The sequence below is a fragment of the Weissella koreensis KCTC 3621 genome (assembly GCF_000277645.1).
This window is the reverse complement of record NZ_AKGG01000011.1, coordinates 179,307-194,861: the sequence shown is the minus strand read 5'-3', so window position 1 is coordinate 194,861 and position 15,555 is coordinate 179,307. Positions and strand designations below refer to the sequence as shown.

The 15,555-nt window shown below is 31.0% G+C and carries 24 protein-coding genes; 15 read left to right on the top strand and 9 right to left on the bottom strand.

Annotated features, from left to right (window positions below; translation table 11 throughout):
* The first annotated feature begins 120 nt into the window (after positions 1–120).
* On the top strand, positions 121–456 hold the full coding sequence (locus tag JC2156_RS04140) for a hypothetical protein (RefSeq protein ID WP_006845595.1): 336 nt from the start codon (positions 121–123) through the stop codon (positions 454–456).
* 145 nt (positions 457–601) lie between these two features.
* Here JC2156_RS04140 and arsC read toward each other — a convergent pair whose 3' ends face one another.
* Positions 602–1,012 (bottom strand): arsenate reductase (thioredoxin), encoded by a 411-nt coding sequence (gene arsC / locus JC2156_RS04135; protein ID WP_081482761.1) that lies wholly within the window; start codon positions 1,010–1,012, stop codon positions 602–604.
* A 318-nt stretch (positions 1,013–1,330) separates the two neighbouring features.
* Between arsC and JC2156_RS04130 the strand changes: the two genes are divergently transcribed.
* The 8 genes from JC2156_RS04130 (at position 1,331) to JC2156_RS04095 (ending at position 5,031) form a co-directional block, all read left to right on the top strand.
* On the top strand, positions 1,331–1,798 hold the full coding sequence (locus JC2156_RS04130; protein WP_006845593.1) for a GNAT family N-acetyltransferase: 468 nt from the start codon (positions 1,331–1,333) through the stop codon (positions 1,796–1,798).
* A 138-nt stretch (positions 1,799–1,936) separates the two neighbouring features.
* The gene (locus JC2156_RS04125; RefSeq protein WP_006845592.1) at positions 1,937–2,326 is read left to right on the top strand and encodes a tautomerase family protein; all 390 of its coding nucleotides are present in this window, start codon (positions 1,937–1,939) and stop codon (positions 2,324–2,326) included.
* Positions 2,327–2,622: 296 nt separating this feature from the next.
* A complete protein-coding gene (locus tag JC2156_RS04120; RefSeq protein ID WP_006845590.1) occupies positions 2,623–2,877 on the top strand; it encodes a hypothetical protein in 255 nt (84 codons plus the stop codon).
* A 305-nt stretch (positions 2,878–3,182) separates the two neighbouring features.
* Positions 3,183–3,389 (top strand): CsbD family protein, encoded by a 207-nt coding sequence (locus tag JC2156_RS04115; RefSeq protein ID WP_006845589.1) that lies wholly within the window; start codon positions 3,183–3,185, stop codon positions 3,387–3,389.
* Positions 3,390–3,412: 23 nt separating this feature from the next.
* Positions 3,413–3,655 carry a GlsB/YeaQ/YmgE family stress response membrane protein gene (locus tag JC2156_RS04110; RefSeq protein ID WP_006845588.1) on the top strand — a complete coding sequence of 81 codons (243 nt, stop codon included), beginning with the start codon at positions 3,413–3,415 and terminating at the stop codon, positions 3,653–3,655.
* 169 nt (positions 3,656–3,824) lie between these two features.
* Entirely contained in the window at positions 3,825–4,187 is a 363-nt protein-coding gene (locus JC2156_RS04105; protein WP_006845587.1) for an iron-sulfur cluster biosynthesis family protein, read from the top strand.
* A 14-nt stretch (positions 4,188–4,201) separates the two neighbouring features.
* Positions 4,202–4,456, top strand: coding sequence for a hypothetical protein (locus JC2156_RS04100; RefSeq protein ID WP_006845586.1), 255 nt, complete (start codon positions 4,202–4,204; stop codon positions 4,454–4,456).
* A gap of 278 nt (positions 4,457–4,734) precedes the next feature.
* Positions 4,735–5,031: a CsbD family protein gene (locus JC2156_RS04095; protein WP_420794673.1), complete on the top strand. Its 297-nt coding sequence runs from the start codon at positions 4,735–4,737 to the stop codon at positions 5,029–5,031.
* Positions 5,032–5,565: 534 nt separating this feature from the next.
* Here JC2156_RS04095 and JC2156_RS04090 read toward each other — a convergent pair.
* From JC2156_RS04090 to JC2156_RS04080, 3 genes are all read right to left on the bottom strand, one after another.
* Positions 5,566–6,651 (bottom strand): glycosyltransferase family protein, encoded by a 1,086-nt coding sequence (locus JC2156_RS04090; RefSeq protein WP_006845584.1) that lies wholly within the window; start codon positions 6,649–6,651, stop codon positions 5,566–5,568.
* Positions 6,617–7,030: a hypothetical protein gene (locus JC2156_RS04085; protein WP_006845583.1), complete on the bottom strand. Its 414-nt coding sequence runs from the start codon at positions 7,028–7,030 to the stop codon at positions 6,617–6,619. Before JC2156_RS04085 ends, JC2156_RS04090 begins: the two co-directional genes overlap by 35 nt.
* A 260-nt stretch (positions 7,031–7,290) precedes the next feature.
* Positions 7,291–7,863, bottom strand: a complete 573-nt coding sequence (locus JC2156_RS04080; protein ID WP_006845582.1) for a hypothetical protein — start codon at positions 7,861–7,863, stop codon at positions 7,291–7,293.
* Between the two features lie 527 nt (positions 7,864–8,390).
* On the opposite strand from JC2156_RS04080, the gene JC2156_RS04075 reads away from it, so the two are divergent.
* The 3 genes from JC2156_RS04075 to JC2156_RS04065 all read left to right on the top strand — a co-directional run bounded on the left by JC2156_RS04075 (position 8,391) and on the right by JC2156_RS04065 (position 9,570).
* Positions 8,391–8,933 (top strand): nucleoside 2-deoxyribosyltransferase, encoded by a 543-nt coding sequence (locus JC2156_RS04075; protein WP_006845581.1) that lies wholly within the window; start codon positions 8,391–8,393, stop codon positions 8,931–8,933.
* A gap of 155 nt (positions 8,934–9,088) precedes the next feature.
* The gene (locus tag JC2156_RS04070; protein ID WP_006845580.1) at positions 9,089–9,295 is read left to right on the top strand and encodes a CsbD family protein; all 207 of its coding nucleotides are present in this window, start codon (positions 9,089–9,091) and stop codon (positions 9,293–9,295) included.
* Positions 9,296–9,327: 32 nt separating this feature from the next.
* On the top strand, positions 9,328–9,570 hold the full coding sequence (locus JC2156_RS04065) for a GlsB/YeaQ/YmgE family stress response membrane protein (protein WP_006845579.1): 243 nt from the start codon (positions 9,328–9,330) through the stop codon (positions 9,568–9,570).
* A gap of 83 nt (positions 9,571–9,653) precedes the next feature.
* Here the strand turns inward: JC2156_RS04065 and JC2156_RS04060 are convergent, their stop codons facing one another.
* On the bottom strand, positions 9,654–10,523 hold the full coding sequence (locus JC2156_RS04060) for a LysR family transcriptional regulator (RefSeq protein ID WP_006845577.1): 870 nt from the start codon (positions 10,521–10,523) through the stop codon (positions 9,654–9,656).
* A 128-nt stretch (positions 10,524–10,651) separates the two neighbouring features.
* Between JC2156_RS04060 and JC2156_RS04055 the strand changes: the two genes are divergently transcribed.
* The 3 genes from JC2156_RS04055 to JC2156_RS04045 are packed head-to-tail and all read left to right on the top strand — an operon-like array spanning position 10,652 to position 12,932.
* A complete protein-coding gene (locus tag JC2156_RS04055; RefSeq protein ID WP_006845576.1) occupies positions 10,652–11,407 on the top strand; it encodes an SDR family oxidoreductase in 756 nt (251 codons plus the stop codon).
* Between the two features lie 7 nt (positions 11,408–11,414).
* On the top strand, positions 11,415–11,948 hold the full coding sequence (locus JC2156_RS04050; RefSeq protein WP_006845575.1) for a DapH/DapD/GlmU-related protein: 534 nt from the start codon (positions 11,415–11,417) through the stop codon (positions 11,946–11,948).
* A gap of 42 nt (positions 11,949–11,990) precedes the next feature.
* Complete coding sequence (locus JC2156_RS04045; RefSeq protein WP_006845574.1) at positions 11,991–12,932, top strand: aldo/keto reductase; 942 nt, start codon at positions 11,991–11,993, stop codon at positions 12,930–12,932.
* 415 nt (positions 12,933–13,347) lie between these two features.
* On the opposite strand, the gene JC2156_RS04035 is transcribed toward JC2156_RS04045, so the two are convergent.
* From JC2156_RS04035 to JC2156_RS04020, 4 genes are all read right to left on the bottom strand, one after another.
* Positions 13,348–13,812 (bottom strand): TspO/MBR family protein, encoded by a 465-nt coding sequence (locus tag JC2156_RS04035; RefSeq protein ID WP_006845573.1) that lies wholly within the window; start codon positions 13,810–13,812, stop codon positions 13,348–13,350.
* 253 nt (positions 13,813–14,065) lie between these two features.
* The gene (locus JC2156_RS04030) at positions 14,066–14,425 is read right to left on the bottom strand and encodes a DUF1304 domain-containing protein (protein WP_006845572.1); all 360 of its coding nucleotides are present in this window, start codon (positions 14,423–14,425) and stop codon (positions 14,066–14,068) included.
* A 159-nt stretch (positions 14,426–14,584) separates the two neighbouring features.
* Positions 14,585–14,833: a hypothetical protein gene (locus JC2156_RS04025; protein ID WP_006845571.1), complete on the bottom strand. Its 249-nt coding sequence runs from the start codon at positions 14,831–14,833 to the stop codon at positions 14,585–14,587.
* 3 nt (positions 14,834–14,836) lie between these two features.
* Entirely contained in the window at positions 14,837–15,259 is a 423-nt protein-coding gene (locus tag JC2156_RS04020; RefSeq protein ID WP_006845570.1) for an HIT family protein, read from the bottom strand.
* Positions 15,260–15,555: the final 296 nt, after the last annotated feature.

Sequence of the window (15,555 nt, the reverse complement as noted above, 5' to 3'; positions counted from 1 at the left end):
ATTGATATTAATAATTTGAATTCTATGAATGCTAAATTCGTTTAGTATTTAGTATTTAGTTCTTTAGCTTTACATTATGTAGAAGATTTTGAAAAAGTCGTCGCTAATGTTCAAACATTATTGAATCCAAATGGAGAATTTATTTTTTCAGTGGAACATCCAATATTTACGTCTGAAGGAACGGAACAATGGACGTTAAATGAAGATGGGTCAATTAAAAATTTTCCAGTTGATCGTTATTTTGATGAGTCAGTTAGGGAAACAAACTTTTGGGAGACACCAGTTATCAAGTATCACCGTACGTTGGAAACGTATATTGAAACTTTGATTAAAAATGGATTTATAATTCAACATCTAGTTGAGCCAACACCACCAGATTCAATGCTGGATATTCCTGGTATGAAGGATGAGTTCCGTCGTACAATGATGATGATTTTATCAGCAAGAAAATTATAATTTATAAATTGAAACGTCCGATAATTATTATCGGACGTTTTTTATGGAGGATTATCTTTTTAAATGTTCTTCAAGCAAAAGGAAATTGCAATAAATTATTGTAAAAAAATAAACGTCCAAGACGACGTTTTAGAAGTGATGTTAGCTATTTTATTTTATTTATTAAGTCATATACTAAATTATCAATGTCATCACGGGTAGTTCGAAAAACATTTAATATTTGATCATTTGACCCAGTAGCTTGTGCGGGGTCATTTAATGGCCAGTGTTCTTTTTTAACGCTGGCTGGCGTCATAGGACACTTATCTTTTGCATCTCCGCATAATGTAATGACATAATCGCTTGATTGTAAATAATCATTATTAATTAAATCAGATGTGTTGGCGGAAATATCAATGCCACGTTCAGCCATTACCTTAACAGCAATATTATTTAAACCATGTTGTTCGACACCAGCACTTTTAATAATCCAATTTGAAGGGGCATATTGCTTAGCGAATCCTTCAGCCATTTGGCTTCTGCATGAGTTACCAGTACACAAGAAATATATTTGCATATTTTAATCCTTACTTATTTATATTATTAAGTTAATGATACTATACTTTAGCTTAAATATAACAATTTATCAATAACTTAATAGTAAGATATAAATTAATTTCATCCATAATAATAATTTTTTTAATCTATGTAAATATGTGATCAAAATAATTCATATCCAATAATTGTCTTTAAAGGTCTTTTTAACATTTTCAACTAGCTATCCTTGCTTACTGTATTTGAGTATAATACAGATATTTAAAACATTTAATTAAAGGCGTTATGAGCTTTCCGACTTAGTTTAGCAAATAATTTTTAATAAAAAGGAATTAATTTAATGATTATACGACAATACTCCGATAATGATCTCAAGTCTATAATAGATATATTTTTTACGGCAATTCTTTCCATAGATACATCTTACTCTGTGGAGCAATTGAAAGCATGGGGAAATATAGATAAAAGAGACGAATTAATGCTTATATGGCAATATGAGTTACAAAAAACATATACATTAGTTGCGATTAAAGATGATAAAATAGTTGGTTTTTCGAATATCAAAAATGATGGATACATCGATTTAATGTATGTACTTCCTGAATACCAACATCAAAAAATAGCTACAAAAATTTTAAAAGAACTTGAAATCCATGCTTATGAATTAGAGCTAAAAGAAATGACGGTACATGCTAGTGCCATTGCAAAAAGTATGTTCCAAAATCAAGGATTTAAAATTTTGCTTAAGCAATCGGTTATAAGGGACCATGTAGAATTATATAACTATAAAATGTATAAAAAATTATAGAACATGTTTTTATGGGATGACTTAAATCAGGTCAGACTAAATTTATTGGCTTATTGTTCAATTAAATATATTGTTAATGGTTAATTTGAATGTATGACTTGCAAGGAATATAATGATCCATAAACGGGAGATAATAATATGCCATTAATGAGGATTGACGTGATCAAAGGTCATGATGAAAAATATTTAAAAACATTACTTCAAATTGCTTATGAGGTTCAAGTGGAAACTTTTAAAACACCAGTAGCAGACCGATACCAAATTTTGACGCAACATGAAAAGTTTGAGATGCAAATTTTGGATACAGGTTTGGGGATGGAACGTACTGATGATTTTGTTTTATTCAATCTAGTAACACGACCACGTTCGACGAAGGCTAAACAACAATTTTATAGCAAGGTGGTTGAAAGACTACATAATGAATTAGGTATACGTGAAGAGGACATTATGTTTAGCCTTATTCCTAATAATGATGATGACTGGAGCTTTGGAAATGGGGAAGCACAATTTTTAAACGATAAATTATAATTAAATAATTCATTTAGACCCATGTAAATTTAAAAATTGAGTAATCGATTTTAACATACTGGTTCAATATGATATGTTTAAGTTTCATAGAACAAAAGTGTTATGCTTATAATAACGTCGAATGGATTTGTGTTACCCCTCAAGAGACACATATCTAAAAGTATAATTTGACGTTGCGTGGAATTATTGTTCTACATAAAAGTAATGACTTAGGTCGTTGCTTTTTTTGTATATATAAATGGTATTAAGAATATTAAAGTAGTATAATGATCTTAAAATTTACGGAGGCCTACAAAATGAATGATGAATATATTTTTGATACTCAAGCACTGATTGAAGGATCAACTTTAAATGAAGATGATTTAACTGAACAAATAGAAACTAAATTTCCAGGTAATAGTTTAATCGTTGGTGGGGATGATGAACTAATGAAGGTACATTATCATACTGATAATCCAGGACGTGTTATAGATTATCTAATTACTATTGGGACTGTATTTGATGTAGTGATAGAAAATATGGAACGCCAAGCAAAGGGACTAAAAGGTTAATATTTATTCTAAAGAGTTAATCCTACAGCGGCTAATAATGTTTAAATTTTAAATAAAATAGGTATAAATGAATAAACGTGTTATGCTTGCCCAGACGTCGGACGAATATTATTTCTTTTAACTCTATTAAAAAAATATTCGACGTCAGGGACAGCCGTCCATAATGAAAAGCAATGACTTCGGTTATTGCTTTTTTAAATATTTAAAAAGTATGATGACAGCGCTTTCTTGGCTATGATATAATATTAATGTAAATAACGTAACTATGAATGTAAATTCATTTTTTTATTAGAGGAGGATTCTATATGGCTTTAGATGACAAGTTAGATGGAATGAAGGATCAAGCAACAGGTAAGGTTAAGGAAGTCTCTGGTAAGGTTACCGGTGATTCACAAAAAGAAGCTGAAGGTAAAGCTGAAGGCTTAATGGGTAAAGCTAAAGAGAAGTTAGGTGAGGTTAAAGATTCCGCTTCTGAAATGGCTGAAGATGTTAAGGAAAAATTTAAAAACTAAAGAATTAATTTAGGGGGGGCAATATGGGATTAATTTGGACGTTAATTATTGGAGCGATTATTGGAGCAATTGGTGGTGCTATTACCAAAACATCGATGGGATGGATAAGTAATATTGTCGCTGGATTGATTGGTTCATGGTTAGGTGAAACATTACTGGGATCATGGGGACCACATTTAGCAGGAATGGCACTTTTCCCATCTATTATAGGTGCAGTAATTGTTGTAATTTTAGTTTCATGGTTAATGGGACGTAGTAAAAACTAGTTAAATTTTAAAAAGACATTGAATTAGTATTATATATTTCTTAATAGTATTAATACACCGAGATTTTTTAATGTCACATACGAAAAGCAATGACTTCGGTTGTTGCTTTTTTTAATCTATATTTTTGAAAAAGTTGTATAATTTATTTATAAAATTAGGAGGTAAGCAAATGTATATTACTTTCACTGATGAAGCAATGAAAAAAATAAGTCCCATTTTAAATCAAAAGAATGATCGACGTATTGTACTTATGTATGAAGATGGTGTTTCACCCTATTCAATAACAGCAGAAGGAGCAATGCAAATTTCATTAGTCATATTAATTTTGCGAAATGATCAACCACTATTACCATGGTTTGATATGGAAGTCGATTCTAATTATGGAAAGATTCCAGTTAAAGGCTATGCTAAAGAGTACTTAGCAGAAAATATGAAGGTTGAAGTGTCAACGTTTGGTGGACTAGTTATTACTAGTGAACAAGGTATTTTGGATGATAGTGTTATTGTCCGTGATGGGACCATGATGGCATAATAAAGGAGTGAAGAATGGTATATTCAAAAGAAAAGGTATCAAACTGGATAGAAGATTTACACTTAAGCACATGGGGCCCAACTACTATTGATTGGAATGAAAAAGTCCACCGTGTTCACATTAGTGTTGAATATGGACGCTCAGAAGAAGTGCGCAAAGAAATTGAAAAGTCTGTACAGTCTGAAATTGATAATGAAACTACGGATAAAGATAATGCACAGGATTTTTTGGATCATCTTTATGTCACTGATTATATGGTAGAAGATTAAATAAAAATATTTTATGGACGTCTGATAGTCGTAACATACGTTTTTTAAATTTACCAATAAAATAGGTATAATTAGATAAACGTGTTATGCTTGCTCAGGCGTCGGATATTATTCCTCTTTTTTATGTAAGAAGCACTCTCTTTAAAAAGCTTATCCGGCGTCAATGGACATAGTCCATAATGAAAAACAATGGCCTCGGTTATTGTTTTTTTGTTTTAAGATAACAATGACAGCGGTTTCTTTATCGTGTTATAATATAAATATTAGCAGTATTAACTATGGATGAAAATTCATTTATTCAACTAGAGGAGGAATCTATTATGGCTTTAGATGACAAGTTAGATGGAATGAAGGATCAAGTAACAGGTAAAGTTAAAGATGTAGCAGGTAAGGTCACTGGTGATCATAAAACTGAAGCTGAAGGTATGGCTGAAGAATTGATGGGTAAGACTGAGGAGAAGTGGGAAGTGGTTAAAGATAACGCTTCTCAAATGCCAATAATGACTTCAATCATTGTCGCCGCAGCAGTTGCGGCGGTTACAACCGCTGTTTTGGTACATCATAAAAAGAATTAAATTATAAGTATTATATATTAACGTCTGATCAGGTTCAGGCGTTTTTTAAATTGATTAATGAAATAGGTATATATAGATTAAAGTGTTATGCTTGCGGTGACGCTGGGTAGCCTTCCCCTGTTTATAAGATTGAATTAGTTATTAATCTATAAATAAGCTATTCCAGCGTTACTAGTTTAATTATTTTTACACATTAAAGCAGTGACTCAGGTTATTGCTTTTTTGTTTGTATCACTATCAACTTATCAGTGCATAAAATGATTTATTTTATCAATGGAAGTGAAGCAGGTGTTGTTAAATTGTGACGTTACTCTTAAACGTTCCTCGTGTTTTATTCTTATTCCTCCAAATTAAAGTGTTAGGATTAATTTTAGAATCTGCCATATTAATAAAATATACTAAAAAGGACTTTGTTATATTTAACAAAGTCCTTTTTGATATAAATAAATTTATTTTTTCTAACATTAGGAATTATTAACGGTATATGCTACAAAAACATATATCTTGTTCAATAATCTTTTTATAAATGATATTTTAGTTTAAGTTATTTGTTGAATGGCTAAAATTTGATAATCCTAATAGTAATATTATAACTGGAATAAATTGAATTAAGTATCTACTTCTACCACCTTCAAAAATCAAAAGATAAGCAAAACCACCAAGCAAAGCTACTTTAAATAATAGTAAATATAACCGTGAATTTTCGGAAGATGCCTTGGTTAGTAGCAATATTAATAACGCCAAAATCCACAATATTTGTACGATAACGTAAAAGCTATTTAAATACTTACCATTGGGATAAACCCAATTTTGCACAAAATTACTTGGTTGTTGATCTATAAAGTTACCTTCTTGTAGCCATCCAAACGAACCATCAGCGGTATTATTGTAATTTTTATAAATTAAAAATAAACCATATGTATAAGGTGTATATTCACTAATTCGAGTTTGAATATCTTTTTTTGATATTTTTTTCATTTCATCTGAACTATGAGCCGAGTACATAGGCCCTGCGTCAATCTGAGAAAATCCGCCTTCGTCATGCATACCCATAGAGATAAAGTGAATAGCAGGTACCTTTAATTTTTGATCAATATGTACAAATTTTTGATTATTTGTTTTTATTTGGTAACCAAATTGAACACAAAGTGCAGCTATGATAACTAGTATGCATTTTATTATTAATTTTAGATTATCTTCTTTTTTTGTTCGATTAAAAAATAGGTATAATAATTCAACTACGATAATGGCTATTAAAGGTATGACTGCTGTAGGCTTCATCAAATATCCCAACATTGCAAAAATACCAAGTAAGAAAGCACCGATTATTTGTTGACTACGGCTCGTAGCTTTTTTAAGTAGCGTGTAGCCTAAAATATAAGTGCTAATTAGTGGTAATACTGTAGTATCAGTATAAGGGACAATGATATAAGGAAATACACTTAACCATATAAGGAAAATTGACCAAGTTTTAAATGTCTTAGTTTTATCAATTAAATATATTGATATTAAAGAAGTAACCATGAATAAATCAACGCAAAGAAAAGATAGATAACTAAAAGATAACCATGATGCACCGAAAAGGCTACTCCAAAAATATTCTGTATCTAAACCAGTCATTAATATTACTATGATTTACTACTTCAGAAGCAACGATTCCAGCATCAAAACCAATTCCGGTATTCGCTTTATTTATAAAATATATTTGCCATGAAAAAACAATTACAGATATACATAATAGTAAATATATTTTATGTTTTTTAGATGAATTAAAAATGGGCAATGTTAAGGATTTGAATTTTGAGAATTTAAAAGCACCTAATACAATTAATATTAATGCGACCAAACCAGTTATTGTGGATAATCGATAAGGATTATCTAAAGAAAAAAGATGGTCTGAATATAAAGCCCCGATTAAAATGATAAAAATCCAGATAAAAAATAATGTATTTATTATCTTTTCAATAAGGCTAAATATCGACAATTTATTAATATGCAAGTCAACTACTCCTTAAAAATATAATGTTTATTAAACTAAATACTAAAATTTACTGGGTATTGAGCCTGTTCTATAATATCATAAATCATTAATACGTTGGTTTATATTTAATCGATAAAAATGTCTATTGGGCGACTTCCCAATGATATCCAGCAGGAAGAGCGCCACCAGCCGGAATAATATGAGAATGCCCTTTTCTAGTAGACCAATCATAACCGTCTTTAATTGCCCAATGGCTACCAGTTCTAGAACCACCAGAGCTACTTGGTGTGGATTGAACTTGGACTTGCTTGCTGTACTTGAGATGCAGCTGCAGCAACGCTGGAACTTGCGGCTGATTCCGAATTAACTATTCTTTGTGATTCTTCAGCAGACTCACTAGAAGCAATGGATTCAGACTCTAATTGACTTTCAGACTTAGCTTTGCTTTCTGAGGTGGCTTTGGCTTTGCTCTCAGACCTAGCTTTGCTTTCTGAGCTGGCCTTAGCTTTGCTCTCAGAATTAACTTTGCTTTCAGACTCTGCTTTAGACTTTTTAATAGATGATGAAGACGAGATTGGCTCATTTTGGTTCGTAGTGTCTTTATGAAAAGCAGGATTACTTGAGCCAATGATTATAAAAATTAAACCAGCTAATAAAAGATAGTTTGGATTAAATTTTGTTTTCTTTTTTAATAATAATTTTCGTATATACGAAATAAAAGAATAAATTAAACCTATAAAACCAATAAAGACGGCAAAGCTTGGTAAACTATACGCGATAAAAATTGCAATTAGTATGATAACGACTTTAAACCACAATGTAGTGGTCCATAATTCTTTGATCTTATTCATGACGAATTATCTACTCCTTAAAGGGAACAGTTTAACGTGGATATTCAGCACGTATTTATTAAGTAAATGTATATAAGACATTTTATTGAATATTTATGTTTAGACATGAATGATTTTTAGATCTAAATTTTTATTGTAGATCTTTATCCAGATCTACTAAACAAGTTAATTCGTAATTATAGCTTATAGTAATGGTATATGATTTATTACGTAAGTTTAGGGCAGTAATAAGCCAAAACAATTTAATAATATCAAAAAAATGTTAAGTAATAAATAAAAAAATAATCAATATATATTTTTTTAATATTATTAAGAATAAATTGAATGTTTTACTAATTGAAGTTACGGTTAAAGTTCAAGAATTCATCTATGATAATAATTTATAGTCTCATTTAATCGTATAAAATCATGTTAGATTATTCATGTATCTTAAGTACTTATAAATTAGTAACATGATTATTCATTTCTTGAAAAATAAGAAAATAAATCGTAAACTTATTAGATCAAATACTTTAGGAGATTAGACAATGTTATCTGAAAATGAAGTTATGAAAGAACTACTTGCGTTAGAAGAAAAGTACCAAGATCTTGAAAAGCTTCCAGGAGCTCGTTCAGTTTATTTAGCTCATTCATGGTGGACTGAAACACAAATTGATGCAACTTTAGCTACTTATGAAGCATTATTGCAAAACCCAACAATCGCACATATCCATGTTCCATTGTTACATCAATATAAAGGGTTAGTCTTTGTCGAAGGTGGCGAGTTTGAGCCAGATTTCGAATGGGCAACTATGACGTATAAGGCAGATATTCGAGCAATTAATAATGCTGATTTAGTGGTTGCAACGTATCCTGCTGATGCTCCTGATATGGGTGGAGCCATAGAAATTGGATATGCTGTTGGAACTAATAAACCAGTTGTGATAGGTTATTATGGCGATATTAATGAAAATCCAGTTAATTTGATGGTTAGCTTTAGTGCTGATAATTATGTATATAATCCAGATGAGTTTGAATCATTTAATTTCTTGGATATCGCTTCAAGAGCATATGAGGCAAAAATCATTTAATTTTAAATTATATTTAAAGCAATGACTTATGTTATTGCTTTTTTATTATAAAACGATGGCAATGGTAACGTTTTGTTAATTGTGTTATAATTAAGTACAAACAAATGACGCCCTAAATGAAATATTCGTTTACACAACTACAGGAGGAATCTATTATGGCTTTAGACGACAAGTTAGCTGGAATGAAGGATCAGACAACAGGTAAAGTTAAGGAAGTATCAGGTAAGGTGACTGGTGACACTAAGACTGAAGCCGAAGGAAAAGCTGAAGGATTTATGGGTAAGGTTAAAGAAGTTGTAGGTGACGTTAAGGATGCAGCATCAGACATGGATGATAAATTAAAAGAAAAGATCAAAAAGTAAGCGCTAAAAAATATGTTAGGAGGAGTTCTATTATGGGATTAATTTGGACACTTATTATTGGTGCAATTATTGGAGCTATCGGTGGGGCTATTACAAAGACATCGATGGGATGGATTGCTAATATTATTGCTGGGTTAGCAGGTTCTTGGATAGGCGAGATGTTATTTGGTTCTTGGGGACCACAAGTAGCTGGAATGGCATTGGTGCCATCTATTATTGGAGCCGTTATCATTGTAGCAATTGTTTCATGGCTATATGGACGCAGTAAAAATTAAAGTTACAATATATTTAATAAATTGTTACTATAAATTAAAAAAGAGGGGTGGTCATAATGACACCTCTCTTATTTTTATTTACCTTAAAGTAACTTTCTTAATTCTTCTAAAAATGCCGATGAAATTTCTGATAATTCTTTCCCTTTACTCCAAGTAATATCTAGATGAGAAGTTAGATAGTTAGCGAATGGTTTAAATATTAAGCCATTCATTGCCGTTGATTCGATTAATTTGTCTATACCGATGGCAATCCCGATTTCTTTTTGGACTAAAAGGGCCGCATTAAAAATCAGATTATAAGTACCAGTAATCTGTGAATCTAGCAGCGAGTATCCTAGCCATGATTCTAGTTCACTTCTTGCACTACTTTGATTAGAGATAATTAATTTTCTATTTTCTAACATTTCAGGGGTTATTTCATGTTTATTGGCTAGAGAATCATTGGACTTCATTATTATTCCCCAAGAATCTGCCTTTGGGAGACGGATAAAGTTGGCATTTTGGGTATCGTTATTAAGTGATATTACAAAATCAAGGATTCCATTATTCATTTTGAAATTCAAATCTTCTGCATTTCCACTATATAAATGGACACGAATATCAGGGCTCTTTTTCGTAAGATTGCTGATTGCACTTGCAATTATCTCCATACCTTCAGTCTCTGGGGCACCTATATATAATTCACCTGACAATATTTTAGTTTGATGAACTTCTTTTTCGGCTCTATTTAGTAATAATAGAAGTTCTCTAATTCGTTGATAATATATTGTTCCCGCCTCGGTTAATGAAATTTTCCGACTACCTCGATCGAATAATTTAATATTTATTTCTCTTTCTAGTTCAGTCATTTGTCTTGATAAAGTTGACTGTGAAATGTTATTTATTTTGGCAGCAGCAGATATATTCCCTTCGTTAATAACTGAGATGAAATTTTTCAAAGTTTGAATTTCCATAAAATATCCTTATCTATGTATGCGTTTTTTGCATAATTAGACATGCAATATTGATATTATACATCATTAATGAATGGTAGTAAGATATATTTATTGATAAAACTTAATCTAAAAAGAGGAAAAAAATAATGGCAATCGAAAATAAAGTAGTAGTTATAGTAGGGGCTTCATCAGGGATTGGAGCAGCGACGGCAAAATTACTTGCTAGCAAAGGAGCAAAATTAATTCTAGGTGCTAGGCGTGAAGAACGCTTACAGCAACTCGTGACTGAAATTGATGGCGAGATTGATTATAAGGTTACCGACGTAGCAAGTAAAGAAGACGTAAAAAAGCTAATTGATTTTGCAATGACCAAATATGGTCGAGTAGATGTTTTATATAACAACGCTGGTATTATGCCCCGAGAAAATCTTTCAGATGCAAAATATGAAAATTGGGAAAATGAAATTCAAATAAATATTATGGGAGTTTTACATGGGATTGGGGCAGTTTTGCCAATTATGAAAAAACAAAATGATGGTCTCATTATTACGACAGATTCTGTCGCTGGACATGTCGTCTATCCTGAATCAGCTGTATATAATGGAACAAAATTTGCCGTTCGAGCTATTATGGAAGGTCTTCGTCAAGAAGAACGTTTGCATGGAATTAGATCATCAATCGTATCGCCTGGTGCAGTTAATTCTGAACTAAACTCAACATTAGATAACCCAGCACTAGAAAAAGAAATGGCTAAAATGTTTGCGGGGTCTAACCCTGAAGACTTAAGAATGAATGTTCTCGACCCTGAGGATATTGCTAATGCAGTTGCATACATTATTGATCAACCAAAACATGTCACGATTTCAGATATGATTGTACGACCAACGGCTCAAGAGGTTTAATGGACAGATGGAATTTACAAACAAGATTATTTCTGCTAATAGTTCGGAATTTAATAATATAAATGAAATTAAAACAGATAATGAGATATTAATACAACAATTAAATACTAATGTGCAAAGTCCTAAATCAGTTAGGGAAAAAATTTCGATAATAACTAACTCAAATATTGATGAAACTGTAGAAATTAATTTACCGTTTCAAACGGATTATGGAGCGAATATTAGATTTGGTAAAAATGTTTTTGTTAATAAAAATGCGATGTTTGTTGATGTTGGCGGTATTGTAATCGACGATAATGTTCTCATTGCACCAAATGTAACCATTGTGTCTGTGAATCATGCTAAAGATCCGAATAGACGGCGCGATTTAGAATTAAAACCAGTTCATATTAAAGAAAATGCTTGGATTGGCGCAAATAGTACGATTACACCAGGAGTAACAATCGGTAAAAATGCAATTGTGGGTGCTGGTTCAGTAGTTACTCATGATGTCGCGGATGATAGTACTGTCGTTGGTGTTCCAGCACGTCTTTTATCATAGTTAGTAATTATAAATTAGAAGAAAGAAGTAAGAGGCTTTAAAATGAAAAATAAAATTGCAATTGGAACATGGTCATGGGGGGTCGGCGGAGCAGCTGGCGGTAACGTTGTATTTGGTAATAATTTAGGCGTTAATGAATTAAAATCAGTCTTTGATGCAGCAATAGATAATGATCTTAAATTATTTGATACAGCTTATGCTTATGCGAATGGTCAATCTGAAAAAATTTTAGGGTTATTAGCTAAAAATTATATTCGTAAAGATTTAACTATTTCTGATAAATTTACCCCAGGAATGCAGAATGATAATGCCGAAAACCCAATTATGGACATGTTAAATGGTAGTCTTGAACGTTTGGGTACTGATTACATTGATATGTACTGGATTCATAATGCTGCTGATATTGAACGATGGACGCCATATCTTGTAGATGTTGTAAAGTCAGGTAAGGTTAAGCGGATTGGTGTATCTAATCATGATCTGGAACAAGTAAAAAGAGTTCAAGAAATTTTAGCACCACACGGGATAAAACTTGATGCAGTTCAAAATCATTTTAGTTTGTTATATCCAGCATCAATTGATTCTGGTCTATTAGAATATAGTAAAAATAATGACATTGAGTTTTTCTCATACATGGTTTTGGAGCAAGGAGCTTTGTCTGGAAAGTACAATATTGATAATCCAATGCCAGCTGATTCCACTCGTGGAAAAACATATAATCCAATATTCTCTAAGATGGATAATTTGCTAGATTTAATGAATCAGATTGCAGATGTTCACCAAGTCAATCCTGCGCAGATTGCGGTTGCTTGGGCTATTAAAAAAGGAACAACACCCATTCTTGGTGTGACTAAGTTGCCTCAGGTTTCTGATGCAAAACTGGCATTAAATATTCAATTAAGTGATTTTGAGATGAAGCAATTAGAAACGGCTGCTTTGGAAGCAAACGTTAATACTAAAGGCGGTTGGGAAGGCAAAGCTTAAGTAAGTACCCAATATATTCAAATTTAAGTATGTTTATAAAATGGTTAGTTTACCATCGAATATTTTAATTCCACCCAATTAATTTCATAAAAACGAAGAATATGCCTAAAATTAAAAACGTTATTGCTAGATATTTATTAGTACGACTTTTAGTTTGCTGAAATTGAGGTACTTGCCATATAAATAATACAATAGCCATGGCCAGGTAGAGCCAGTCTGCGTCGTACATGAAATTTAAGGTAATTGTTATAATTAGCATAATTATTAAACTAGTATTGATTATTATTTTCAAAGTAACACCTCCCATATTTGAGTTATTGAAGCAATATTTTAATTATCTAAGATAATATCACAACTTAAATGTTAGTTGAAATTAAAAGGCCTACCGATTGAATTGTCAGTGGCCTTTTTTGATTTAATTCATAATGAATACTGATATTGTTAAATACGTTGCAAATAGTATCCAGACAATATAGGGCAATAGTAAATACTTATGATTGCTTCTATCTTTGTAGAATATTATTAAAGTGAAAACATCCATCAAAACAATGATGATTGATGCTAATAGATAATTACCTGTCCCAAAGAATATAGGGGTCCAAATGAAGTTTAGGATTAGTTGAATGTACATCAGCCAATTAAGCTTGACATTATGCTTATTTGAATTAGCTAGATAAATTCCTAAAAGAATGTAGAGAATAATCCAGACTGGTCCAAAAATCCAATTGGGAGGCGAGATTGCAGGCAATGATAATGAACTGTAAATATCTTTTATCGACATATTAGAAAAGATAGGGACGAGAAAAGATGAGATAGAACCTAGAACAATAATTATTATAGAATATAAGAAACTTTTTGATAGAGTATTAGAATGATTCATTAAAAACCTCCATGTTTGTTTGATTATATAAAGCACATAATTAACTAATTTAATTTTAACAATTACACTTTGACTAATCAATATATCTAACATATTAATTTTTATGCCCATTCTAAATAAAAATGTTTTATACCATATTATTTTTATATATTGATATCAGTTAATAATTAAGGCTAGGATAAAATAATCTTTGGATGCATCATAAAGATAGGTAATAAACAGTAAATTATCAATTTTGCGATTAATTTATTACTTATTTAGTAATAAAGATAAGAAGCATTGTGATCATCGCTGGTAAGGATTGAATAAAGAATATTTTTTTCGTCACGGTAAGTGAACCATAGATCCCAACAACTGAAATATAAAACATTAACAAAATTAAGATGGTTTTTAGTTGAGGGTATGGGATTAGAAAATTAGATAGAATAATGGTTACTGCTAACATTCCATTGTAAATTCCTTGATTTCCCAAAGCACTTTTAGCGTAGGGATTTTCTAAGAATGATGTTGGCAAATCAAACGATTTAGATTGTAATTCAGGCTTAGCAAATATTTCAATAAGCATAAAAATAAGATGTTCTAATGCAATAATAGTGGTCAAGAATAAAATCATGTATTTCTCCTTTTGAATGTATTGCTTCTAAAATAATATTATTAATAGAAACTATTAATATCATTAATTATATAAAATTGAATACGTAAAAACATTGTTATCTTTGATAAAGAATAAAAACCGAGGTTACTTTATAAAAGTAACTTAGGTTTCCAATTCTTACTTTAATTTGCGATTTATTTTTTCGGAAGTGTTTTTAATGCGATTAATTTTAAAAGAATTTTTTTCTTGGTATAAATCAAGTTTATGTTGTAAGTCAACAATCGTTTCTTCTGCTTTTGGAATTTCATGTTTCAAATCCGCTTGAGCCTTTTGAAAGTGGTGATTAGCGTCCTTGGCTTGATTAAAAAGGACTTTCCAACTATTAAATTCTTTTTTTAAGCGGCTTGAAAAATTGTTAATAGGCATAAATTAATCCTCTAATTTTTCAATAATGGAATCTGCAATTGTCTGATATTTATCAGTATCATAAAGGTCAGCGTTACTAAATTCAGTAATATTAAAGTCATCATCTTTATATCGAGGTACAATATGGAAATGAGAATGGGGAACAACTTGACCGGCTCCAGTTCCGTTATTTGAAAAGATGTTAATTCCGATAATATCAGGATTGGAAGCACGAATGGCGCGGGCGATGATTGGTAACTTAGAAAGAACTTTAGCGGCCGTTTCATCATCATAATCAAAGATATCAGTAACGTCATTTTTCGGAATTAGAAGGGTATGTCCAGGTGTGATTTGAGAGAGATCTAAAAAGGCAAGGGCATCATCATCTTCATAAATTTTAAATGATGGAACATCACCAGCAATAATTTTATCAAAAATATCAGGCATGATAGGATTTCCTCCGTAGAATAAAAAATTCAATATACGAATATTGTACCATGTTGTTAATTAAATCAGCATAATATTCAGACTTATTACTATACTTAAATTATCGAATGTTTTTAAAGCACTAGATCGTTCAATAATAAATTTAGGTACCAATCTAGTAATTATCTTGTTATTATTGACAATGTTGTGTTTTAATTGGTTTTAGCTTAAAAGTTAGCCAATTTAGATTTATTAGTGCTTAACTATGGCAATTAATGTTGGTAAGAGTTTATCTTATCTGGGACGTTGAATTTTTC